At 72.4% G+C, this 22,023-nt stretch carries 21 protein-coding genes; 8 read left to right on the plus strand and 13 right to left on the minus strand.

Annotation, left to right across the window (positions count from 1 at the left end; genetic code table 11):
• The 3 genes from GH740_RS04370 to GH740_RS04380 are packed head-to-tail and all read left to right on the plus strand — an operon-like array spanning nucleotide 1 to nucleotide 2,127.
• On the plus strand, nucleotides 1-636 hold the full coding sequence (locus GH740_RS04370; RefSeq protein ID WP_153744781.1) for a nucleotide exchange factor GrpE: 636 nt from the start codon (nucleotides 1-3) through the stop codon (nucleotides 634-636).
• Nucleotides 637-644: 8 nt separating this feature from the next.
• Nucleotides 645-1,640: a DnaJ C-terminal domain-containing protein gene (locus GH740_RS04375; protein WP_153744782.1), complete on the plus strand. Its 996-nt coding sequence runs from the start codon at nucleotides 645-647 to the stop codon at nucleotides 1,638-1,640.
• A gap of 49 nt (nucleotides 1,641-1,689) precedes the next feature.
• Nucleotides 1,690-2,127 carry a MerR family transcriptional regulator gene (locus tag GH740_RS04380; protein ID WP_153744783.1) on the plus strand — a complete coding sequence of 146 codons (438 nt, stop codon included), beginning with the start codon at nucleotides 1,690-1,692 and terminating at the stop codon, nucleotides 2,125-2,127.
• Between the two features lie 85 nt (nucleotides 2,128-2,212).
• Here GH740_RS04380 and GH740_RS04385 read toward each other — a convergent pair whose 3' ends face one another.
• From GH740_RS04385 to GH740_RS04395, 3 genes are read right to left on the minus strand one after another with little or no spacing between them, the layout of a single operon-like run.
• Nucleotides 2,213-2,824 (minus strand): CbiQ family ECF transporter T component, encoded by a 612-nt coding sequence (locus GH740_RS04385; RefSeq protein WP_153744784.1) that lies wholly within the window; start codon nucleotides 2,822-2,824, stop codon nucleotides 2,213-2,215.
• Entirely contained in the window at nucleotides 2,818-3,510 is a 693-nt protein-coding gene (locus tag GH740_RS04390; RefSeq protein WP_153744785.1) for an energy-coupling factor ABC transporter ATP-binding protein, read from the minus strand. Before GH740_RS04390 ends, GH740_RS04385 begins: the two co-directional genes overlap by 7 nt.
• Nucleotides 3,507-4,103 (minus strand): biotin transporter BioY, encoded by a 597-nt coding sequence (locus GH740_RS04395; protein WP_153744786.1) that lies wholly within the window; start codon nucleotides 4,101-4,103, stop codon nucleotides 3,507-3,509. Before GH740_RS04395 ends, GH740_RS04390 begins: the two co-directional genes overlap by 4 nt.
• Before the next feature lie 55 nt (nucleotides 4,104-4,158).
• Between GH740_RS04395 and GH740_RS04400 the strand changes: the two genes are divergently transcribed.
• Entirely contained in the window at nucleotides 4,159-4,743 is a 585-nt protein-coding gene (locus tag GH740_RS04400) for a TetR/AcrR family transcriptional regulator C-terminal domain-containing protein (RefSeq protein WP_367640609.1), read from the plus strand.
• A 450-nt stretch (nucleotides 4,744-5,193) separates the two neighbouring features.
• Here the strand turns inward: GH740_RS04400 and GH740_RS04405 are convergent, their stop codons facing one another.
• The 8 genes from GH740_RS04405 to hemE form a co-directional block, all read right to left on the minus strand.
• The gene (locus GH740_RS04405; protein ID WP_153744788.1) at nucleotides 5,194-6,570 is read right to left on the minus strand and encodes a glutamate-1-semialdehyde 2,1-aminomutase; all 1,377 of its coding nucleotides are present in this window, start codon (nucleotides 6,568-6,570) and stop codon (nucleotides 5,194-5,196) included.
• On the minus strand, nucleotides 6,567-6,905 hold the full coding sequence (locus GH740_RS04410; protein WP_153744789.1) for a hypothetical protein: 339 nt from the start codon (nucleotides 6,903-6,905) through the stop codon (nucleotides 6,567-6,569). Before GH740_RS04410 ends, GH740_RS04405 begins: the two co-directional genes overlap by 4 nt.
• Nucleotides 6,902-7,882, minus strand: a complete 981-nt coding sequence (gene hemB, locus GH740_RS04415; RefSeq protein WP_153744790.1) for a porphobilinogen synthase — start codon at nucleotides 7,880-7,882, stop codon at nucleotides 6,902-6,904. The genes GH740_RS04410 and hemB overlap by 4 nt, the downstream gene beginning before the upstream one ends.
• Entirely contained in the window at nucleotides 7,879-8,838 is a 960-nt protein-coding gene (gene hemC, locus GH740_RS04420; RefSeq protein WP_153744791.1) for a hydroxymethylbilane synthase, read from the minus strand. Before hemC ends, hemB begins: the two co-directional genes overlap by 4 nt.
• Nucleotides 8,835-9,881 (minus strand): ferrochelatase, encoded by a 1,047-nt coding sequence (locus tag GH740_RS04425; RefSeq protein ID WP_153744792.1) that lies wholly within the window; start codon nucleotides 9,879-9,881, stop codon nucleotides 8,835-8,837. Before GH740_RS04425 ends, hemC begins: the two co-directional genes overlap by 4 nt.
• Nucleotides 9,878-10,615 (minus strand): hydrogen peroxide-dependent heme synthase, encoded by a 738-nt coding sequence (hemQ, locus tag GH740_RS04430; protein WP_153744793.1) that lies wholly within the window; start codon nucleotides 10,613-10,615, stop codon nucleotides 9,878-9,880. The genes GH740_RS04425 and hemQ overlap by 4 nt, the downstream gene beginning before the upstream one ends.
• A 235-nt stretch (nucleotides 10,616-10,850) precedes the next feature.
• Complete coding sequence (locus GH740_RS04435; protein WP_367640613.1) at nucleotides 10,851-12,305, minus strand: NAD(P)/FAD-dependent oxidoreductase; 1,455 nt, start codon at nucleotides 12,303-12,305, stop codon at nucleotides 10,851-10,853.
• A 284-nt stretch (nucleotides 12,306-12,589) separates the two neighbouring features.
• A complete protein-coding gene (hemE, locus tag GH740_RS04440) occupies nucleotides 12,590-13,711 on the minus strand; it encodes a uroporphyrinogen decarboxylase (RefSeq protein ID WP_367640615.1) in 1,122 nt (373 codons plus the stop codon).
• A gap of 83 nt (nucleotides 13,712-13,794) precedes the next feature.
• On the opposite strand from hemE, the gene GH740_RS04445 reads away from it, so the two are divergent.
• Nucleotides 13,795-15,111: a glutamyl-tRNA reductase gene (locus GH740_RS04445; RefSeq protein WP_367640617.1), complete on the plus strand. Its 1,317-nt coding sequence runs from the start codon at nucleotides 13,795-13,797 to the stop codon at nucleotides 15,109-15,111.
• On the opposite strand, the gene GH740_RS04450 is transcribed toward GH740_RS04445, so the two are convergent.
• Nucleotides 15,108-15,698 (minus strand): hypothetical protein, encoded by a 591-nt coding sequence (locus GH740_RS04450; protein ID WP_153744794.1) that lies wholly within the window; start codon nucleotides 15,696-15,698, stop codon nucleotides 15,108-15,110. The genes GH740_RS04445 and GH740_RS04450 overlap by 4 nt on opposite strands.
• Nucleotides 15,699-15,895: 197 nt before the next feature.
• Between GH740_RS04450 and GH740_RS04455 the strand changes: the two genes are divergently transcribed.
• From GH740_RS04455 to GH740_RS04465, 3 genes are all read left to right on the plus strand, one after another.
• Nucleotides 15,896-17,062: a glycosyltransferase gene (locus GH740_RS04455; RefSeq protein WP_367640619.1), complete on the plus strand. Its 1,167-nt coding sequence runs from the start codon at nucleotides 15,896-15,898 to the stop codon at nucleotides 17,060-17,062.
• Between the two features lie 11 nt (nucleotides 17,063-17,073).
• A complete protein-coding gene (locus tag GH740_RS04460) occupies nucleotides 17,074-18,279 on the plus strand; it encodes a glycosyltransferase family 4 protein (protein ID WP_367640621.1) in 1,206 nt (401 codons plus the stop codon).
• A 139-nt stretch (nucleotides 18,280-18,418) separates the two neighbouring features.
• Nucleotides 18,419-20,617 (plus strand): ATP-dependent Clp protease ATP-binding subunit, encoded by a 2,199-nt coding sequence (locus tag GH740_RS04465; protein ID WP_153744795.1) that lies wholly within the window; start codon nucleotides 18,419-18,421, stop codon nucleotides 20,615-20,617.
• On the opposite strand, the gene GH740_RS04470 is transcribed toward GH740_RS04465, so the two are convergent.
• Complete coding sequence (locus GH740_RS04470) at nucleotides 20,618-21,991, minus strand: glucose-6-phosphate dehydrogenase (protein ID WP_153744796.1); 1,374 nt, start codon at nucleotides 21,989-21,991, stop codon at nucleotides 20,618-20,620. It lies immediately after the preceding gene.
• Nucleotides 21,992-22,023: the final 32 nt, after the last annotated feature.

The following is a 22,023-nucleotide window of genomic DNA, read 5'->3' on the forward strand; positions in this document are numbered from 1 at the left end:
ATGACCGAGAAGGACTTCGATGACGACGAGGTCCGTCCGGGCGACGAGGGGTCGGAGGCTTCGGCTTCCGGCCCCGACGCGCAGGACGGGACTCAGGACCAGCAGAACCCGACCGGTGCCGAGGGCGCCGAGGCCGGCGACGACGAGCTGACCGTGGACGACATCCTCGGCACGGCGCAGAACCCGGACGCGGCGGCGGAGGACGCGAAGCTCGCCGACCTCGAGTCGACGCTGCTGAACGACCTCAAGCGCCTGCAGGCCGAGTACGCCAACTACCGGCGGCGCACCGAGGACCAGCGCCAGATCGAGATCGACCGCGCCAAGGGCGAGGTCGCCAAGGGCATCCTGCCCGTGATCGACGACCTCGACCGGGCCGACAAGCACGGTGACCTCGAGGAGGGCAGCGCTTTCGCGGTCATCGCGGACAAGATCCGCGGCATCGTGGAGCGTCTCGGCGTCGTCGCGTACGGCGCGGCCGGCGAGCCGTTCGACCCGCAGCACCACGAGGCCGTCTTCCAACAGCCCACGCCCGGCGTCACCGAGGCCACGATCCTCGAGGTCGTCGAGACCGGCTACCGTTTGGGTGACGTGGAGCTTCGCCCCGCGAAGGTCGTCGTGGCCGTACCGGCAGAGTAGGAGCATCCATGGCCAGTCAGGACTGGTTCGACAAGGACTTCTACAAGACGCTCGGGGTGTCCAAGGACGTCGGCGACGCGGACCTCAAGAAGACCTACCGCAAGCTCGCGCGCAAGTACCATCCCGACTCGAATCCCGGCGACACCGCCGCGGAGTCGAAGTTCAAGGAGATCAGCGAGGCGTACTCGGTGCTCTCCGACAAGGAGCAGCGCGCCGAGTACGACCAGATCCGGGCCATGGGGTCGGGTGCGCGGTTCACCGCCGGCGGGCAGGGCGCGGGCGGCTTCGAGGACGTGTTCAGCATGTTCGGCCAGGGCCGCGGCGGCGGCGCCCGCTTCCAGAACGCGGGCGACTTCGACGACATCTTCTCGATGTTCGGCCAGCAGGGCGGCGGCTTCGGCTCGGGCCGGTTCGGCGATTCCACCGGCGGATACCGCGGCTACGGCGGTCCGCAGCGGGGGGCGGATGTCACGGCCCACACCACCCTGGACTTCGTCACGGCAGTACGGGGAGAGACGATCACCCTGGCCGGTGAGGACGGTCGGCCGTTCAAGGTGAAGATCCCCGCCGGCGTGGCCGACGGGCAGAAGATCCGCCTGCGCGGCCGCGGTCGCCCCTCGCCGGACGGCGGGGAGAGCGGCGACATCGTCGTGACCGTGACGGTCCGCCCGCACCCGGTGTTCGTGCGGGACGGCCTGCACCTCCGTGTCACGGTGCCGGTGACGTTCACCGAGGCGACGCTCGGCGCGACGATCGAGGTGCCGACGCTCGGCGGCGACCCGGTGCGGCTGCGCGTGGCGGCGGGGACCCCGTCCGGCCGAGTGCTGCGCGTGAAAGGACGTGGCGTGCAGAGCAAGAAGGGCACCGGGGATCTGCTGGCCGAGGTGCAGGTCGCGGTCCCCTCGCACCTGGATGATGCGGCCCGCGAAGCGCTGGAGCACTTCGCCTCGCTGGAGCCGAAGGAGAACCCGCGCGCCGAGCTGATGGCGAAGGCCGGCGCCTGACATGCTCGTCGCAGGATCGGGTTCTGGGCCGCACAGGGAGTGGTGAGCAATGGGTGAGCAGCAGCAGCCCGACGAGGACGCGCCGATCTTCGCTATCGCCGCGGCCGCCGAGCTGTCCGGCATGCATCCCCAGACGCTGCGCCAGTACGACCGGATCGGGCTCGTCGTCCCGGCGCGAACCCAGGGCGGATCGCGCCGGTACTCGCTGCGGCACATCCACCAGCTGCGCGAGGTCGCGCGGATGTCAGCGGACGGCATGAGCCTGCCCGCGATAGTGCGCATCCTCGAACTCGAGGACCATGTGCGGGAGCTGCACGTGCGCGTCCAGCTGCTTGAGCAGCGCGTGCGCACCGAGATGGAGAACCGGCCGGGCGCGCGCGTGTTCGCCGCCGGCTCCACCGGAGCCGTCGTCACCCTGCGGCACGGCCGCCGCGTGCGCCGCTCCACCGACATCGTCGTGTGGCGGCCGCATCCGCCGACGGAGTGACCGCGCGGCATCCCGGCTCTCGCCCGACCGGGCGTCGCGCCAGCGCGCTACGCGGGTTAGCGGCGGGGGTCTGCGGGGCCGCGAGTCAGCGGACGCCGCGGGCGGCGAGGGCGTCGCCCAGCTCGTCCGCATGCTTGAGCGTCATCACGAGGTACGGCACCGCGAAGCGCCGGATGCCGGGACGGGCGCCGCGCGCGCGCTGCGCCTCGCGCACCTGGTGCGCTATCCGTGCCATCACCGGGAGCGTCGTCAGCGCCACCGTCAGCATCAGCGCTATCCGGCCCGGATCGAGCCGGATAGCGTGCAGTGGCGCGAGTCCGCGCTCGAGCGCATCCAGCAGATCGGTAACCCGCGTCGTGAGGGCCAGCAGCGCCGCGAGCAGGATCGCCGCCGTCACTCGGCCGGTGTTGACGACGGCGGGCACCGGGCCAAGGAACACCAGCTGCGCGACCAGCATCAGCGCAATCACCCAGCGAAGCCCCCAGGCCTGCCGGGCGAGGACGCCCATTCCCAGCATCCCGTCGGCGAACCCCGCGACGGCGTACGCGACCACGACCAGCCCGCCGATGGCGCCCGTCACCCAGAGCTCCGGCGGCGCCAGGGACACCGCCAGCACGAGCAGCGCGATGCCGGCGAGCTTCGGCCCCGCGGGCAGGCGGTACAGGATGCCGGTACCCGGCCGGAACAGCATCAGCATCGGATATCGGCCTCGTACTGCGCGGTCACGGAGTCGGCGTCGCCGGTCGCGCGCACGCTGCCGTCCGAAAACAGGACCGCCGCGTCGCATCGTCGGGCCAGGGTGAGGTCGTGCGTGGCGAGGACCAGACGATGCGAGCCCGCGAACAGGTGATCGGCGATCCGGCGCGCATTGCGTGCGTCGAGGTATGCCGTGGGCTCGTCCGCGATCACGAGGTCCGGCCGGCGCACGAATGCGCCGGCGAGGGCGAGCAGCTGCTTCTGCCCGCCGGACAGGTCGTGCGAGGGGCGGTCGGCCAGCGGCGCCAGTCCGAAGTGTGCGAGTGCTGCGGCCACGCGTGCCGCGGCATCCGTGTCGCCCGTCCGCTTGCGGGGCCGGCGCTGCGGGCGCAGCGAGAAGGCGACATCCTCGGCGACGGTGGGCATCACTATCTGCGCATCGGGGTTGCTGAACACGACGGCGACGCGGCGCCGCAGCTCGTCGGCATCCCGCGTCGGATCGAGACCGAGCACGCGCAGGGTTCCGGATGTCGCGGGCACGAGGCCTGCCAGCAGGCGTGCGAACGTGGACTTGCCGGATCCGTTGTCGCCGATCACCGCGATAGTCCGCGCGCCCAGTTCGAGCGAGACATCCCGCAGCGCCTCGACCTCGCCGAGACGGACCGAGACATCCCGGAGCGAGATCATCGCGCGGCGACGGTCCAGGTGCGGCGGAACGCGCGCGGGTAGGCGCGCAGGAGCGTCATCGTGATCGCGGTGGCGAGCGCCGCCTTGACGAGGTCGCCGGGGACGAACGCGAGGCTCGTGAGAAGCGTCTCCGGCAGCGGCAGCCGCGTGATGAGCGCCTGCAGCGGGATGCCGAACGCGTACACGACGAGGATGCCGCCGACGACGATGCCGGCGATCGTGCGCCACAGCGTCGGCCGGCGGCTGCCCGCGTGCACGATGAGGCCGATGACCAGTGCCCCCACGACGAACCCGATGAGATAGCCGACGGAGGGGCCGACGAACACACCGATGCCGCCGCGGCCGCCGGACAGCAGCGGCAGGCCGATGGCGACCAGGGTGAGGAAGACCGTCATCGACAGCGCGCCGAGCCACGGGCCGAGGATCGCCCCGGCCAGCATGACGCCCAGCGTCTGCGCGGTGATCGGTACGGCGCCGAAGATCGTGAACCCGCCCGGCAGGCCGAGGACCGCGATGATCCCGGCGAAGACGGCGACGCGGGCGACATCCGTCGTGTCGAGTCGGCGGGCGGAGACGGCGGGCGCGTCGGTCATACGGAGTCCTTACCTGAACGATGTTCACCTGAACAGCGTTCACTATAGTGGGATCGTGGCGGACATCGAAAACGCGCGGCGGCACTCGCGGCAGGATGTCGTGCGCACGGCGCTGATTCTCCTGGACGGCGTCGGGCTGCCCGACCTGACGATGCGGCGCCTTGCGGCGGCGCTCGACGTGCAGCCGAGCGCGCTGTACCACCACTTCCCGAACAAGCAGGCGCTGCTGGCCGCGGTGTCAGATCGCATCGTCGCCGCGCGGCCGCCGGGTGCGGCATCCGGCGACTGGACCGTCGACGTGCGCGCGGCCGCCGCCGCGCTGCGTGACGCGCTGCTGGCGTACCGCGACGGCGCGGAGGTCGTCACGAGCACGCTCAGCATGGGGTTGGGGGCGGATGCCGCGCCCCGGCGACTCGCCGACGCCGTCGCGCGTGGCGGATTCGACGCGGAGACGACGCGGCGCGCAGCGACGGCGCTGCTGCACTTCGTGCTCGGCCACGTCTCCCACGAGCAGCAGCGGATGCAGTTCGACAGCCTCGGCGTCGTGGCGGACGGCGTCACCGACGATGGTGCGCAGGAGTTCGCGTTCGGCGTGGAGCTGCTGGTGGCGGGGCTGCGGGCCCGCGTGCCCGCGCGGTAGGCGCCGTCGGCGCTTCCTCGGACGGGTTCGGGCTGCTGTGTGGCGCATCCTCGGCTCGGGTTCGGGCTGTTGTGCGGCGCCTCCTCGGCTCAGCCGAGGGGATTGGCCCGGGAGAGGGCCGAAGCTGCGGCATCCATCCTCGCTTCGGTCATTCTCCTCGGCTGGGCCGAGGGAGGTACCGGCGGAGAGTCCTCGGCCGGGCAGAGGGGCAGGGGGCGTGTCGCTGCGGATGTCGATGGATGTCACGCTCCGCCGCGCGACGCCGTGGGACGCATCCTCGGCTCAGCCGAGGGGATTGGCCCAAGAGAGGGTCCACGCCGCGGCATCCATCCTCGCGTCGGCCATTCTCCTCGGCTCGGCCGAGGGTCGGGTGTGCGCTGACGAGCGCGTCACGCAGGGCCGAGGGCCGGGCCAGGGCTGAGCTGACGCGGCCGGGGGCCGAGGCCCGGGTCAGGGCTGAGCTGACGCGGCTGCGCGGGCTGCAGCCGGCAGCGCCTCGAGCACGCGGGACACCGCCGCGTCGTCGTGCGCGGCGCTGACGAACCACGCCTCGTACGCGCTCGGCGGCAGCGAGACGCCGGCGTCGAGCATCGCGTGGAAGAACGGCCCGTACCGGAACGCGTCCTGCCGCTGCGCGCCGGCATAGTCGGTCGCGAGCGTCGACTGGAACTGGATGCTGAACAGGTTCCCTGCGCGGGAAACGGCGTGCTCGACGCCCGCGGCATCCAAAGCCTCGGACACCGCCGACGAGATCACGCCGGCCACCTCGTCGACCCGCGCGTACACTGCAGCGTCGGCGGCGCGCAGCGTCGCCAGACCTGCTGCCACCGCGACCGGGTTCCCGGACAGAGTCCCGGCCTGGTAGACCGGGCCGATCGGCGCCAGGTGCTCCATGATCTCCCGCCGTGCGCCCAGGCCGGCCAGCGGCATCCCGCCCCCGATCACCTTGCCGAACGTGACGATGTCGGCGGCGACCGGCTCGAGTCCGAGCCATCCCGCAGGTGATACGCGGAAGCCGGTGAGCACCTCGTCCACGATCAGGAGCGCGCCGGCCGCGTGGGCGGTGTCGGCCAGGAACGCGTTGAAGCCCGGCGACGGCGCGACGACACCCATATTCGCAGCGGCCGCCTCGACGATGATCGCGGCGATCCGCGGGCCGAACTCGGCGAACGCCGCCCGGACGGCTTCCCGGTCGTTGTACGGCAGCACCAGGGTTTGCCCGGCGATCTCGGCCGGCACCCCCGCCGAGGCCGGGAGTGCGAGCGTCGCCAGGCCGCTTCCGGCGTCGGCGAGGAGCCCGTCGGAGTGTCCGTGGTAGTGCCCGGAGAACTTCACGACCAGCGGCCGCCCGGTCACGCCGCGCGCGAGCCGGATGGCCGTCATCGTCGCCTCGGTGCCGGTGGAGACCAGGCGCAGCTGCTCGACGACCGGCGCTGCGCTCGGGGACCGCGCGGGATCCGGCACATCGTCGGGCGCCGTCGGCGCCGCGGCTCGCTCAGGGAGCGGCCTCGTCACCGGCGCGAGGCGCGCTATCACGGCCTCGGCAAGCTCCGTCTCGGCCGGCGTCGACGCACCGAACGACAGGCCGCGCGACACGGCCTCGTGCACGGCATCCAGCACCGCAGGATGTGCATGGCCGAGCAGCAGCGGCCCCCACGAGCACACCAGGTCGACGTACTCGCGACCCTCGACGTCGGTGATGTACGGCCCGCGGCCGGACACCATGAATCGCGGCGCACCGCCCACCGAACGGAACGCGCGCACCGGCGAGTTCACCCCGCCGGGGATCACCGCACGCGCCTGGTCGAAGGATGACTCGTTGCTCATGCTGTTCCTTCGTGCGGCCCCCGCCGCGGTGTGTCGCAGAAATAGCGGCTTCGCTGCCCGCGATCCGACATCTTGTGTGACCTGCCCGATTGCGCGTCCCAGAAGGTGCGGGATGCGGCGCCCCGCACCCGCACGTTGTTGGACACACCCACCTGCGCGTCCCAGAAGGTGCGGGATGCGGCGTCCCGCACCCGCACCTTGTGGGACACAGCCATCTGCGTGTCACAGAAGGCGCGGGATGCTGCCCCCGACATGTTGTGTGCCACGCCCATCTGCGCGTCCCAGAACGTGTGGGATGCGGCATCCCGCACCCGCACGTTGTGCGACCGGATCATGCCGCCGAGTCCGGATCCGACGCCAGCTCCAGCGCCCAGTACGTCAGGACCGCGCCGGCGCCCGCGCGCAGGATCCCGGTCACGCTTTCCCGGATCGCGCGTCCCCGGTCGATCCAGCCGTTGGCGGCGGCGGCCTCGATCATCGCGTACTCGCCCGACACCTGGTACGCCCACACCGGTACCTGCGCCACCGCGGCGACATCCGCCAGCACATCCAGATAGCTCATCGCCGGCTTGACCATCAGCACGTCGGCACCCTCCGCCTCGTCGAGCGCGGCTTCGCGCAGCCCCTCGATGCGGTTCGCCGGATCCTGCTGATACGTGCGCCGGTCGCCCGTGAGCTGCGAGTCGACGGCCTCACGGAACGGCCCGTAGAACGCGGACGCGTACTTGGCCGCGTAAGCGAGGATCGCGGTGTCCGTGCGGCCCGCGGCATCCAGCGCCTCGCGCACCGCGGCGACCTGGCCGTCCATCATCCCGGACAGGCCCAGCAGCTGCGACCCCGCCTCGGCCTGCGCGAGCGCCATGCCGCGGTACCGCTCGAGCGTCGCGTCGTTGTCGACGGTGCCGTGCGCGTCCAGCACGCCGCAATGCCCGTGGTCGGTGAACTCGTCCAGACACAGATCCGTCTGCACCACGAGCGCGTCGCCGGCTTCGGCCGCGACGACGCGGGTCGCCCGGTTCAGGATGCCGGCGGGGTCCGTCGCGCCGGAGCCGATCGCGTCGCGACCCGCCGGGATGCCGAACAGCATCACCCCGCCGATGCCGGCGGCCGCGGCATCCTGCACCGCCTGCTTCACCGAGTCGAGGGTGTGCTGCACGACGCCCGGCATCGAGCCGATCGGCGCCGGCTCGGCGATGTCCTCGCGCACGAACAGCGGCAGGATCAGCTGCGCCGGGTGGATACGGGTCTCCGCGACGAGGCGTCGCATCGCCGGCGTCGCGCGCAGGCGGCGCGGCCGGATCACGGGGTTCATGCGTCCCCCCGGGCGCCGACCGGCGCGAGATCGGCGGCGCCGTCGCCCAGCAGCTGTGCGGTCACGATGCGCGCGGCCTCGGCCGCCGCCTCGGGGAGGGCCTCGTCCTCGAGGTGCGGGATGGTGTGGGATGCCGAGATCCGGCGGGTCCCGTCCAGGCTGTACACGGCGGCGGTCAGGTGCAGGGCGCCGTCCTGAACCGTCGCCGTCGCGCCCACGGGAGCGGAGCATCCAGCCTGCAGCCCGGCCAGCACACCGCGCTCGGCGGCCGCCGTCGCGGCGCTGCGCGGGTCGGCGATGCGCGCCAGCGCCGCGGCCAGCGGCGTGCCGGCGGCGTTATCCCGCACCTCGACGGCGAGGGCGCCCTGCGCAGGCGCCGACGGCCAGGTCTCCAGCGGCATCGGCTCGGTGGGCACGTCGGTGCGTCCCAGCCGGTTCAGTCCCGCGGCGGACAGGATGACGGCATCCAGCCGCTCGTCCCCGTCGGCGTGCAGCCGCGCCAGCCGCGAGTCCACGTTGCCGCGGATGTCGACGAGGTCCAGATCCGGCCGTGCCGCGCGCACCTGCGCGATGCGGCGCGGGGAGCCGGTGCCGATGCGCGCGCCGGCCGGCAGGTCCGCCAGGGGAGTGCCGTCGCGGGTGACCACGACATCGCGGGGATCCTCGCGCGGCGGGACCGCGCCGACGATGAGCCCGGGGGATGCCGCGGTGGGCAGGTCCTTGAACGAGTGCACGACGACGTCGCAGCGGCCTTCGCGCAGCGCGTCGCGCAGCGCGGTGGCGAACACGCCGGTGCCGCCGAGGCTCGACAGCGACGCGCGGGATGTGTCGCCGTGCGTCGTGACGCGGACGATCTCGACATCCGTGCCCCCGAGAGCCGCGGCCAGGGCGTCCGCCACCAGCTGGGTCTGCGCGACGGCCAGGGCGCTGCCGCGCGTTCCGATCCGCAGTGTCATCGCACCACCGCGGGGGCCGCACCGACGGTCGCGTGGTCGGGCCACGGGCCGAGCGCGGTCAGGTGCGGGCGCTCGGCGTCGGGCGTGTCCTGTACGCGCTCGGCGATCAGGTCGACGAGGCCCGCGACGAACGCCGGGTGCACGCCGGGCGTGGCCACGCGGGCGAAGCCGATGCCGGCGTCCGCGGCGGTCTGGGCCGCCTCGGTGTCGAGGTCCCACAGCACTTCCATGTGGTCGCTGACGAATCCGATCGGCACCACGACGACGCGCTGCACGCCGGCCGCGGCCAGCCGCCGGATCTCGTCGTTCACGTCCGGCTCGAGCCACGGCGTGCGGGGGTCGCCGCTGCGCGACTGGTACGCGAGCGAGTGCGGCACGCCGGGCGCCGCCTGCGCGGCGATGACCTCGGCCACGGCGATGTGCTGCGCGACGTACGCGCCGCCCGGACCGTGCTCGGGGCCGGATGCCGCGGCCGCCGCCGTGGGGATCGAATGCGTCACGAAGAGGACGTGGGTCGCGGCATCCCGGGCCTCGGGCTCGGCGAGCGTGGCTCGCAGACCCTCGACGAACGGCGTGACGAAGCCGGGGTGGTCGAAGAACTCGCGGAGCCGGTCGATGGTGACCGTGCCCGCAAGGCCGGTGTCGGCGAGCGCCTGCTCGAAGTTCTCCCGGTACTGCCCGACGCCGGAGTATGACGTGTAGGCGCTCGTCACGACCGCGAGCAGCCGGTCGTGACCGGCCGCGTGCGCGGTGCGCAGCGTGTCGGCGAAGTACGGGTTCCAGTTGCGGTTGCCCCAGTGCACGGGCAGGTCGAAGCCGCGCGCGGCCAGCTCCGCCTCGAGGGCCGCCTTCAGGGCGCGGTTCTGCGCGTTGATCGGGCTCGCCCCGCCGAAGTGACGGTAGTGGACGGCCACCTCCTCGAGCCGGTCGTCGGGCACACCCCGGCCGCGGGTGACGTTGCGCAGGAACGGGATGACGTCGTCCTGGCCCTCCGGTCCGCCGAAGCTCGCCAGGAGGACGGCGTCGAAGGCGCCCGCGCTCATGACAGGACCTCGGCGACATCCGCCGGTGGAATGCGCCGGCCCGTGAAGAACGGGATCTCCTCGATCACGTGCAGCCGCGCGTCGACGTAGCGAAGCGCCCGCATCATGTCGACGAGTTCGGTGAGCTCGTCGCTCTCCACGGGGACGACCCACTCGTAGTCTCCGAGCGAGAACGCCGCGACGGTGTTGCTGAGCACCCCGCGGTACGCGGCGCCGGCGCGGCCATGCTCGGCGAGCATGCGGCTGCGCTGGTCGCCCGGCAGCAGGTACCAGTCCTTGCTGCGCACGAACGGGTAGACGGCGAGCCAGTCCTTGGCCTGCACGCCGCGGACGAACGCGGGGATGTGCTGGCGGTTGAACTCGGCCTCGCGATGCACGGCGACGAAGTTCGTGTGCGGCGTGAGCGCGGCGACCGCGGGCACGCGGCGCAGCACGCGCAGCGCGGCCTGCAGGGCTTCGGGGGTGTCGCCGTGTAGCCAGAACATCAGATCCGTGTCGGCCTTGAAGCCGGACACGTCGTAGATCCCGCGTGCGGTGACGCCGGTGGCGGCCAGCTGTGCGAGCGCCGCGTCGAGGTCGGCGGCAGCGGAGGCGAGCGCGTCGGCCGGGACCGGGTCGGCGGGCCGGCTGAACACGGCCCAGAGCGTGTAGACGGCGGGGGCGGCGTCGGCGGAGGTTTCGGTGGAGGAGGGGGATTCGGTGGAGGGGGTCACGCTATCTGGCACGGCCTCCATCTTCGTCGCGTTGTGTGTGAGTTCCCAGTAAACCTTCAGCTTTGCTGGGGGTCTGGCGTTCGTCTCTCGTTCGGTCGTCACGAAGTGCGGCCTGAGGGCCGGGATGTCGCGATTTGTGACGGCCGAAGTTCATGGGCGGGATCTGGCGGGATGTCCCCCTCGTTCAGTCGTCACGAAATGCGACGTGGACGGCGACGAAGTCGCAGTTCGTGACGACTGAACGCGCGCGGACGGGTCAGACGAGACGGGATGCCGCGGCCTGGGCGTCCGGCACGACGGAGGCGAGGCCTGTGCCGGCGATCCAGGCACCGGTCGCCTCCAGGTCCGGTGTCGCGGCGACGGCGGTGCGCACGGCGTCGACGCGCGCAGCCTGCCCGCGGGCGGCGAGCGAGACGGCGTTCGTCCACACGGCGCGAGCGAACCCGGTGACCTGCGCGGAGTCCAGCGGAACACCGAGGAGGGTCGCGGCATCCCGCAGCGCGAGAGCGCGTAGCGCGTCGTCGTTGAGGCCCTGCGCGGGGTTGACGTGACCGGTCTGCCCGTACGACAGCCGGACGACGTGCCGGGCGGGGCCGGCTGCTTCGGCGAGCCACGCCCATTTGGCGGTCGCGTGCGTGAGCGCCTTCGCCGCGACGCGGGCGTGGGCGTCCTCGGCGACGAGCAGGCCCGTGCCGCGGGGTGCGGCATCCAGGTCCGGCGCATCAAGCACGAGTGTCGCGAGGTCGACACGGGTCGGCGCGGGCCACGCGTCCGGCGCCGGCAGCAAGCCGGCATCCGATGCGACTGCCCCGCTCAGCAGACGCACGGCGTCGGGCTGTGCGGTGGCGATGATCACGGCATCCGCGTGCAGCACGCCATCATGCGGTCCGGCTGGTGCATCGGCCAGATCGGCGTTCCTGCCACGCGGCCTCGCGGCGCCGATCTCGTTCCCGGCGCTGACGAGCACGTCCCAGCCACCGCCCGCTGCGCGCGTCAGCGCCGGGACCTGCGACCGGGTCACGAGCCGGCCGCCGCGCGCGATGATGTCCGCCACGAGCGCCTCGACGAGCGCCGCCATGCCGCCGCGCAGCCCACCCGCTGCCGATCCCGGCCGCGCGACCGCGCGCAGCTCGGCGACGGCACGCGCCAGCGAACCCGTCCGCTCCAATGCGGAGCGCAGCCCCGGCGCTATGGCGTCGACGGCGAGATCGTCCGCGGCCGTCGAGTACACGCCGGTCGCGACCGGCGACACCAGGCGGTCGAGCACCGCCTGCCCCATGCGCTCTCGCACAAGCGCGCCGAGCGTCGCGGGCGCGAAGCCCGCGGATAGCGGCTCGGTGAGGTCACGCCGGGCGCGCCGCGCGGCGTCCTCGCCGATCGCCGCGACCACGTCGGGTGCCGTGGGGTCGACGGGGATGCCGAGCAGCCCGCCGCGCGGCATCGGCACCGTGCGGTCGGCCAGGTGCAGCCATGCGCCCGCGGCATTCGGCCATTCGACGCTGTCTGCCAGACCCAGTTCATCGATCAGGCCCGCGACTGCACCGCCACGAGTCGCGAAGCTTTCCGCGCCGGCATCCAGCACCAGTCCCGCGACATTGTGCCGCGCGACGCTCCCCCCGAACGTCGCGCCCGCCTCGAGTACCGTGACCGTCCTACCGCGCAGGAGGCACGTGCGCGCCGCGACGAGGCCGGCGATGCCGCCGCCGATCACGACGACCGGGGTCGCCGAGCGGAGGGCATCCCGTCCAGGGGAGGGTATTTCGCCGCCGGATGCCCTCGTCTCGCGTGAAGGCCCTCCGCTGAGCGCGGGGTCGCCGCCGCCGCGCGAGGATGACCCGCCAGGCGAGGGCTCTCCACTGCGGCCCACGACGGGGGTCGCCGAGCGGAGGACATCCCGCCCAGGGGAGGGCATTTCGCCGCCGGATGCCCTCGTCGCGCGCGAAGGCCCTCCGCTGAGCGCGGGGTCGCCGCCGCCGCGCGAGGAGGACTCTGCGGTCATTCCGCTCCGGCCTCGTGCACGAGTCCCACCAGGCGCGTCAGCACGTCGGGGTCGGTGTCCGGCGGCACGCCGTGCCCGAGGTTCACGACATGCGCGGGCGCCGACCGCCCGCGGCGCAGCACGTCGCGCGCGTGCTCCGCGAGCACCGGCCACGGCGCGCCCAGCAGCGCGGGATCGATGTTGCCCTGCAGCGGCACCGCGTCGTGCAGGCGGCGGGATGCCTCGTCCAGCGGGATCCGGTAGTCGACGCCGATGACGTCGGCACCGGCATCCCGCATCTCCGGCAGGAACGCGCCCGTCCCGAGTCCGAAGTGCACGAGCGGCACCCGCGACCCGTCGGGCGCGGTGAGCCCGCGCGCCCACGACAGCGCCCGCGCGGACGCGGGAGCGACGTGCCGGATGTAGTCGGCGCGGGACAGCGAGCCCGCCCAGGAGTCGAACAGCTGCCCTGCGCTGGCACCGGCGAGCAGCTGCGCGCGCAGGAACGCGCCGGTGACGTCCGCGCACCACGCCATCAGCCGCGCCCAGGCTTCCGGATCGGCATGCATGAGGCGTCGCGCGGCGAGATGATCGCGCGACGGCCGCCCCTCGACGAGGTACGCGGCCAGCGTGAACGGCGCGCCCGCGAAACCGATCAGCGGCGTCGCCCCGAGCTCGGCGACCGTCCGGCGCACACCCTCGCGGATCGGATCGAACCCGCTGTCCTCGGCGTGGGGCACACCCGCGGCCACGAGCGCGTCGACATCCGCGGCCGTGCGCACCGCCCGGTCGAACACCGGGCCGGTGCCCGCCTGGATCTCGACGCCGATCCCCGACAGCCGCAGCGGGATCACTATGTCGCTGAAGAAGATCGCCGCGTCCACGCCGTGGCGCCGGACCGGCTGCAGCGTGATCTCGCTCGCGAGCGCCGGGTCCAGGCACACCTCGAGCATGCCGAGCCCTGTGCGCAACTCCCGATACTCCGGCAGCGACCGCCCCGCCTGCCGCATGAACCACACCGGCGTGATGGCCGGGGGGACGCCGCGGTACGCCTGCACGAGGGGGGCGGATGCCGTCGTCCCGGTCGCGAGCGGGTGGTCGGCGGGAAGGGAGCGGGGATCGGCGGGTGCTTCGGTCACCCGGCGATTCTCGCAGACCGGCGTGAGAGCTCTCTCCGGGCACTGATCATCGCACTCAGGGGGGGCGCGTATCCTTACCGTCCGTGTTGCTCTGTTACTCCTCCAGCCATCGCACGACCGCCTTCGACATCCTCGAGCGGCTCGAGCGCGGTGCCGGCGACGTGATCGAGCGACTGGCCGACCGCGCCGGCGGCAGCGTCGTGCTGTCCACCTGCAACCGGTTCGAGGTGTACCTCGATGTGCCCGCCGACGCGCCCGCCGCCGAAGACGCGCTCGTGGGCACCGTCGCATCCGCGACCGGGATGAGCGCCGCGGAGGTCCGGGATGCCGGGATGCTGGTGCGCGGCCATGCGGTCGCCGAGCACGCGTTCGCCGTGGCCAGCGGCCTGGAGTCCGTCGTCGTGGGCGAAGGCGAGATCGCCGGACAGGTGCGGCGTGCGCTCGAGGGCGCCCGCGAGCGCGGCACGGCGACCCGCGAACTGGAGCGCGTGTTCCAGCTGGCCTCGCGCACGTCGCGCGGAGTGAAGAACCGCACCGGCCTGTCGAGTGCCGGGCGCTCCGTCGTCCGCCTCGCGCTGGACATGGCCGAGACCCGGATCACCGACTGGGCCGCCACCCGCGTGCTCCTGGTGGGCACCGGCCGCTACGCCGGCGCGAGCCTTGCGGCCCTCCGTGACCGCGGCGTCACCCGCGTGCAGGTCCATTCGCGCAGCGGCCGGGCCGCCGCGTTCGCTGCGAGCCACGGCATCACGGCGACCGAATCCCTCGCGCAGGCCGTCGCCGACAGCGACCTCGTCGTCGCGTGCAGCGTCGCCCCCACCGTGATCCTCGACGAGGCGACCGTGGCCGCGGCCGCCGTGCGCGAGGGCGCCCTGCCGCGCCGACTCATCATCGACCTCGGCCTGCCCCGCAACGTCGACCCGGCCGCGGCATCCGTCCCCGGCGTGGAGCTGCTCGACCTGGAGACGCTGCGCGCGCACGCCCCGCTGCCCGAGCTCGGCGCCACCGACGAGGCCCGCGCGCTCGTCGACGACGCGGTCGCCGACTACCGTCGGGCGACGGCAGAGGATGCCGTGACCCCGGCGCTCGTCGCGCTCCGCCGGCACGTGTTCGACGTGCTCGACGGTGAGATCGCCTGGGCGCGCGGCCGCGGCGACGTCAGCCCGCAGACCGAGGCAGCGCTCCGGCACCTGGCCGGCGTACTGCTGCACGGGCCGTCCGTGCGCGGGCGGGCCCTGGCCGCGGAGGGGCGCGCGGACGAGTTCGCGCAGGCGGTGTCGGCCCTGTTCGGCGTCGAGGTCGCACGTTCGTGCCCCGTCGCCGAACTGCACCCCGCCGACCAGCGCCCCGCCGACCTGCACCCCGCCGACCCGGCGGTATCGCGCGGCTCCGCCGGCTAACTCGGGTCGAGCCGCAGCACCGTCGTCTCGTCGAGGGTGAGATCGTCGACGACCCGCAGCGACCGTGCCAGGTCGTCGAGCGCGGCCGTGATGGTTCCGAACCGGGACCGGTCCGAGCACACCGCCGTGAGCGTCACGAAGTGCGTGCCGACATCCCACGTGTACGTCGCGAACGGGGGAGTCTTCGGCTGCCGCGGCAGCGGGATCAGCAGCCGCTCGCCCACGCCCAGGTGCGGGTTGCGGAACTGCTCGGTGTCGTCGTACTCCATCGGCATCATGGCGCGCGCGGTGCGCAGTTGCGGCGTCGCCTCCTGCAGCTGCGCCATGGCGACCAGCAGCGCGGGGTCCTCGCGCCAGACCCAGACCAGAACCCGCCCGTCGGCCTTGCGCATCAGGAACGGGGCGGCCTGGCTCAGCATCCACGCGATCATCCCGCCCCCGGAGGGCTGCTGCGCGCCGAGCAGTCCGCCGGTCTGCGTGAGCAGCATGCGGATCGCCGCCTTGCGGTGCCGTCGCCCCTTCAGCCCGAGCGAGCCGGTCACCGGGACCCAGCGGTCGGCGCGGGCGTCGGCCTGGAGTCGGGACATGACACCACGCTAGGCGGCTCGGCTGTGTGCGCGCCGCGCGTTCCGGTCCCCGGCGCGGCCGAGGTGCTCGGGTACAGTGGACACGCGTCGCCCCCGGCGCCGCCGCAGAGGAAGGCACTCGTCTCACCGTGACTCCCGCCCCACCAGCGGACTCGCCGCGTCCGGCCGCGTCCACGCCGCCGGACTCCGAGACGAAGGTGCCGCTGACCGTCCTGATCGGGGCGGACACGTTCCTCCCGCACGTCAACGGGGCCGCCCGTTTCGCCGAGCGCCTCGCCGCCGGGCTCGTGGCCCGCGGCCACCGCGTGCACGTGTCGGCGCCCAGCGTCGGCCACCGCAACCACGGCACTTTCGTCGAGGACATCGAGGGGCAGCGGATGACCGTGCACCGCCTGCCCGCATGGCGCTGGTACCCGCACGACTGGCTCACGTTCGTGCTGCCGTGGATGAGCAAGCACTACGCCCGCAAGGTCCTCGACGAGGTCAAGCCGGATGTCGTGCATATCCAGTCGCACATAGTGATCGGGCGGGGTCTGGCCCGCGAGGCCCGCAAGCGCGGCATCCCGATCGTCGCGACGAATCACGTGATGGCCGAGAACATCCTCGACTTCACGACGCTTCCCCCGCTTCTGGACAAGCTGTTCGTCAAGCTCGCCTGGGACGACGCGGAACGGACCCTGACGATGGCACGGGCGGTCACGACGCCGACCCGGAAGGCCGCGGACTTCCTCGAGCGCACGATCGACATCTCCGGCGTGATCCCCGTCTCCTGCGGGATCGACAGGTCCCACTACCGCCCGGATCTCACGCCCCGGGACGCGAACCGGATCCTTTTCGTCGGCCGGCTCACCACAGAGAAGCACATCGACGTCGTGCTGCAGGCCATCGCACGGCTCGACCCGGCGCTCGACGTTCACTTCGATGTCGTCGGCAGCGGCGACCAGCGCCGCAGCCTCGAGCAGCTCGCCCACGAACTGGGGCTGGACGCGCGTGTCACGTTCCATGGCCACACCGGGGACGAGCAGCTCCGTGACCTGTATTCCCGGGCCGGCGTCTTCGCGATAGCCTCGATCGCCGAGCTGCAGTCGATCGCCACGATGGAGGCGATGGCGTCCGGGCTGCCGATCGTCGCCGCGGACGCCGTCGCGCTCCCGCACCTCGTACACGACGGGATGAACGGCTACCTTTTCCCGCCGGGGGATGTCGAGGCCCTCGCGGACCGCCTCACCCGCGTGCTCACCGCCGACCCGCAGGAGCGCCTGCGGATGCAGCAGGCCTCGCTGGACGGCGTCGCCATCCACGACATCACCCGCACCCTCGACACGTTCGAGGCCCTCTACCGCGGCGCGCCCCTGCCCGACTGACGAGGTCGTCCGTGCACATCGCCTTCTTCTCCGATCAGCACCTGTCGTCGCTCGGCGGCGCCCAGGTCTCGATGCGCCTGCAGAAGCGGTACCTGGAGCGGGCCGGGCACACCGTCTCGGTGATAGCCCCGCGCATGCACGGCCCGCGTGCGGCCGCGCTCGCCCAGCGTATGCCTGATCCGGCATACATCGATACGCCGTCGATCGCCATCACGCCCGACCGGGAGTACTCGCTGACCCTGCCCGGGCGCCGCACGGACCGTTTCGTCGACGACGCGCTGCGTGGACGCCCGCCCGTGGATCTGGTGCACGTGCAGGCCGACTTCTGGGGTGCGCTGACCGGACACCGGTTCGCCGCCCGGCACGGAGCGCCGCTCGTGCACACCATGCACAATCGCGTGGGCGTCGGCATCGCGGCGACGATGCCGTTCCCGTCGCTAGCGCTGCGGCTGCTCGGAACGTGGCAGCGAGCGATGCTGGGCGCCCGCCCCCGCGGACGTGACGGCTGGGCGTACCTGCGCAACCTTGCGCACCGCGCGGACGCCGTCACCGCGCCGTCGGCGCACTTCGCGCGCCGGCTCGAGGAGCACGGCGCCGTCCCCGCGTCGCATCCGCACGTGGACGTCATCTGGAACGGCATCGACGACGAGATCCTCGACGATGCCCTCGCGCTGCAGTCGCCCCGCCGACCCGGACCGCCGCGCTTCATCTGGCTCGGCCGGATGAGTCCGGAGAAGCGACTGCTTCCGTTCCTGGAGGCGCTGTGTGACGCGGGACTGCGCGCCGACGTGCAGGTGCTCGGCGGCGGCGGCGGACGCCGGGCCGCAGAGCGGTACATCGAACGGCGGGCGCCCGAGGCATCCGTCGTGTTCGGCGGCCGGATGACGTACGTCGAGACGCTGCGGCGCATCGAAGAGGCCGACGCCGTCGTGCAGACCTCGATCGGCTTCGAAACGCAGGGGATGACGGTGTTCGAGGGAGCGTCGCTGGGCACGCCGTCGATCATCAGCGACCCCGACATCGCCGCCGAGCTCGAGTCCGGCTTCTGGGAGGTGTCGGACGCGTCGACTGCGGCGCTCGCGGCCGCCCTCACCACCGCCGCCGCCGACATCGCCGCCGGCACCGCGCCGGTGCCGAGCCCGTCGGTCGCCGAGCGGTTCCGGCAGTCCTCGCGCACGGCGGCCATGCTGGCGGTCTACGAGCGCGTCCTGCGCTGAGCGCACGGCCCGGGCCGCTCGTACCACGCGGCGCGGACGCCCGCACCCGATGGTATTGCCGACGCCGCCCCGAGCGCGTAAACTTGAGCCAGAACGACTCAACTTTGACGGATGAGTTCCATGGATGCCAAGGAGACACATGAACGCGCAGCCGCAGCCCGGGCAGGAGGAGCAGCAGAGCCCTCTGGAGCAGTTCGGCATCAACCTCACCGACCGCGCCCGGCAGGGCAAGCTCGACCCGGTCATCGGGCGCGACAACGAGATCCGCCGCGTCAGCCAGGTGCTGACCCGGCGCACCAAGAACAACCCGGTCCTGATCGGCGAGCCGGGCGTCGGCAAGACCGCCGTCGTGGAGGGTCTCGCCCAGCGCATCGTCGCGGGCGACGTCGCCGAGTCGCTTAAAGACAAGGAACTGATAGCCCTCGACATCTCCGCGCTGGTGGCCGGTGCCATGTATCGCGGGCAGTTCGAGGAGCGCCTGAAGAGCGTACTCAAGGAGATCACCGAGTCCGAAGGCCGCGTCATCACGTTCATCGACGAGCTGCACGTGCTGATGGGCGCCGGCGGCGGCGAGGGGTCGGTCGCGGCATCCAACATGCTCAAGCCGATGCTCGCCCGCGGCGAGCTGCGCCTTATCGGGGCGACGACGCTCGACGAGTACCGCGAGTTCATCGAGAAGGATGCCGCGCTGGAGCGCCGCTTCCAGCAGGTGTACGTCGGCGAGCCCAGCGTGGAGGACACGGTGGCGATCCTGCGCGGGCTGAAGGGCCGGTACGAGGCCCACCACGGCGTCACGATCAGCGACAGCGCCCTCGTCGCGGCCGCGTCGATGTCGAACCGGTACATCCCGAGCCGGCAGCTGCCGGACAAGGCGATCGACCTGATCGACGAGGCGATGAGCCGGCTGAAGATGGAGATCGACTCCAGCCCGCTGGAGATCGACCAGCTCAAGCGCCAGGTCGACCGGATGCGCCTGGAGGAGCTGGCCCTCAAGAAGGAGAAGGACGACGCGTCCAAGGAGCGCCTCGCGAAGCTGCGCGAGCAGATGGCCGACGCGGAGACCGAGCTGGACGGGCTCGAGGCGCGATGGGCGCGCGAGCGCGCCGGGCTGACCCGGGTCGGCGAACTGAAGAAGCAGCTCGATCAGGCCGTCACCGACCGAGACCGGGCCCTGCGGGAGGCCGACTACGCGACCGCGTCGCGCCTGGAGTACGAGACGATCAAGACGCTCCAGCTCCAGCTCGCCGACGCCGAGCGCGATGAATCCGAGACCACCGAGCCGCGCATGGTCAACGAGCAGGTCACCGAGGACGACATCGCCGCGGTGATAGCGTCCTGGACCGGCATCCCGGTCGGCCGCCTGCTGCTGGGTGAGACCGAGAAGCTGCTGCACCTGGAGGCCGAGCTGGGCAAGCGCCTGATCGGGCAGAAGGAGGCTGTCACCGCTGTCTCCGACGCCGTGCGCCGCTCCCGGGCGGGCATCAGCGACCCGAACCGGCCGACCGGATCGTTCCTGTTCCTCGGCCCCACCGGCGTCGGCAAGACCGAGCTCGCGAAGGCACTGGCCGAGTTCCTGTTCGACGACGAGCACGCCATGGTGCGCATCGACATGTCGGAGTACGGCGAGAAGCACTCCGTGTCGCGGCTCGTGGGCGCCCCTCCCGGCTACATCGGATACGAGCAGGGCGGCCAGCTGACCGAGGCCGTGCGCCGCCGCCCGTACAGCGTCGTGCTGTTCGACGAGGTGGAGAAGGCACACCCCGAGGTGTTCGACGTGCTGCTGCAGGTGCTCGACGACGGGCGGCTCACCGACGGGCAGGGCCGGACGGTCGACTTCAAGAACGTCATCCTGATCCTCACGTCGAACCTGGGCTCGCCGATCCTGATCGACCCCACCCTGTCGACCGAGGACAAGCGCGAGCAGGTGATGGCGTTGGTGCGTCAGGCGTTCAAGCCGGAGTTCATCAACCGGCTCGACGACATCGTGATGTTCCAGTCGCTGAGCGAGGACGACCTTGCGCAGATCGTCGAACTGGCCGTCGACCAGCTGCAGCGCCGGCTGCAGGAGCGCCGGCTCACGCTTGCGGTCACCCCGGATGCCCGGGCGTGGCTGTCCTCCCGCGGGTACGACCCGGTGTTCGGCGCGCGGCCGCTGCGGCGGCTCATCCAGAGCGAGATCCAGGACCGGCTGGCCATGGCGATCCTCGGCGGGCACGTCCGCGACGGCGATGTGGTCCGGGTGGATGTCGCAGCCGACGGGTCGCAGCTGGTGCTCACCAGCGACGGCCCGGCCTCCCCGTCCGACGGCGACGTGATCGAGGCGGAGCTCATCGACTGATCACACGGTGGATGTCGCCCACTCCGCGGGGCCGTCGGAGCCGGCGGCGTACTCCTCCAAGGGCACGTCGCCGCGTTTCCACGCATCAAGGACCGGTTCGATGATCCGCCAGCATTCCTCCGCGGCATCCGCCCGCACCGACAGGGCGACGTCGCCGTCGAGCACCTGCGACAGCACCTCGGTGTAGGCCAGCAGCGTGCTGCTGCCGAGCTTGGTGGACAGTACCTCGCGTCGCAGCGCAAACGGGTCGTCGCCGCCGTTGACGTTCAGTTCGAGCTCGATGCGGTCCGGGCTCAGGCCGATCCGCAGCACCCCTCCGTCGGCGGGTTTTCCGGACAGGCCCTCCGGGATGTGCCGCACGGGGCGCAGCGTCACGACGATCTGCGCCTTCTTCTCGCCGAGCGCCTTCCCGCTGCGCAGCGTGAACGGCACCCCGGTCCAGCGGGACGTGCGCACCTCGCACACGATCTCCGCGAGCGTCTCGGTGTCCAGGGACGGGTCCACGCCCTCCTCATCCACGTACGACGGCAGCGGGCGGCCGTCGATGGTGCCGGCCGTGTACCGGGCGCGGCGGGACGCGCGCACGGGGTTGTCTTCCCAGATGTGTGTGGCGCGCAGGGCGGCGCTCTTCGCGTCGCGCAGATCGACCTCATCGAGATCCACCGGCTCCTCCATCGCGAGCACCGCGAGCACCTGCAGCAGGTGGCTCTGGATCATGTCCACGAGCGCCCCCGCCTTGTCGTAGTAGCGGGCGCGGCCCTCCAGCGCCAGCGACTCGTCGTACCGGACGAGCACCGACTGGACGTGATCGGCCGACCAGATCGGCTCGACGAGCCGGTTCGCGAAGCGCACGCCGAGAATGTTCAGCAGGGTCGGGCGGCCGAGGAAGTGGTCGACGCGGAAGATCTTGTTCTCGGGCACGAGCGCTCGCAGTGTCGCGTTCAGCGTCTTCGCGCTGTCCTCATTGCCGCCGAACGGCTTCTCCAGCGCGAACACCGTGTCCTGCGGCAGCGGCACGTCCTGCAGGGCGGTGCACGCGGCCATCGTGACGGCGGGGGGCACCGCGAAGTACATCACCAGGGGACCGTGGATGTCGGCCAGCAGCTTCTTCAGCTCCGCGACGTCCGTGATGTCAGCCTGCGTGTACGTGGTCTCGCCCAGCCGGTCGACCATGTCCGCGGCGTCCGCCGAGGCGAATGACGCGCGGACGGCATCCCCCCATCGTCGGGCGCTCCAGGGGTCCGTCCCCGCCCCGCGCAGGGTCACCTGCCGATCCGGGTCGCGCTTCAGCAGCTGGCCGAGGGCAGGCAGGAGCAGGCGCGAGGTCAGGTCGCCGGAAGCCCCGAAGATGAGCAGTGTTGTGGTCTTCGCCATGGTTTTCACGATAACCATGGCCCACTGGCGCG

Source organism: Microbacterium sp. SYP-A9085 (assembly GCF_009649635.1).
Taxonomy (GTDB): domain Bacteria; phylum Actinomycetota; class Actinomycetes; order Actinomycetales; family Microbacteriaceae; genus Microbacterium.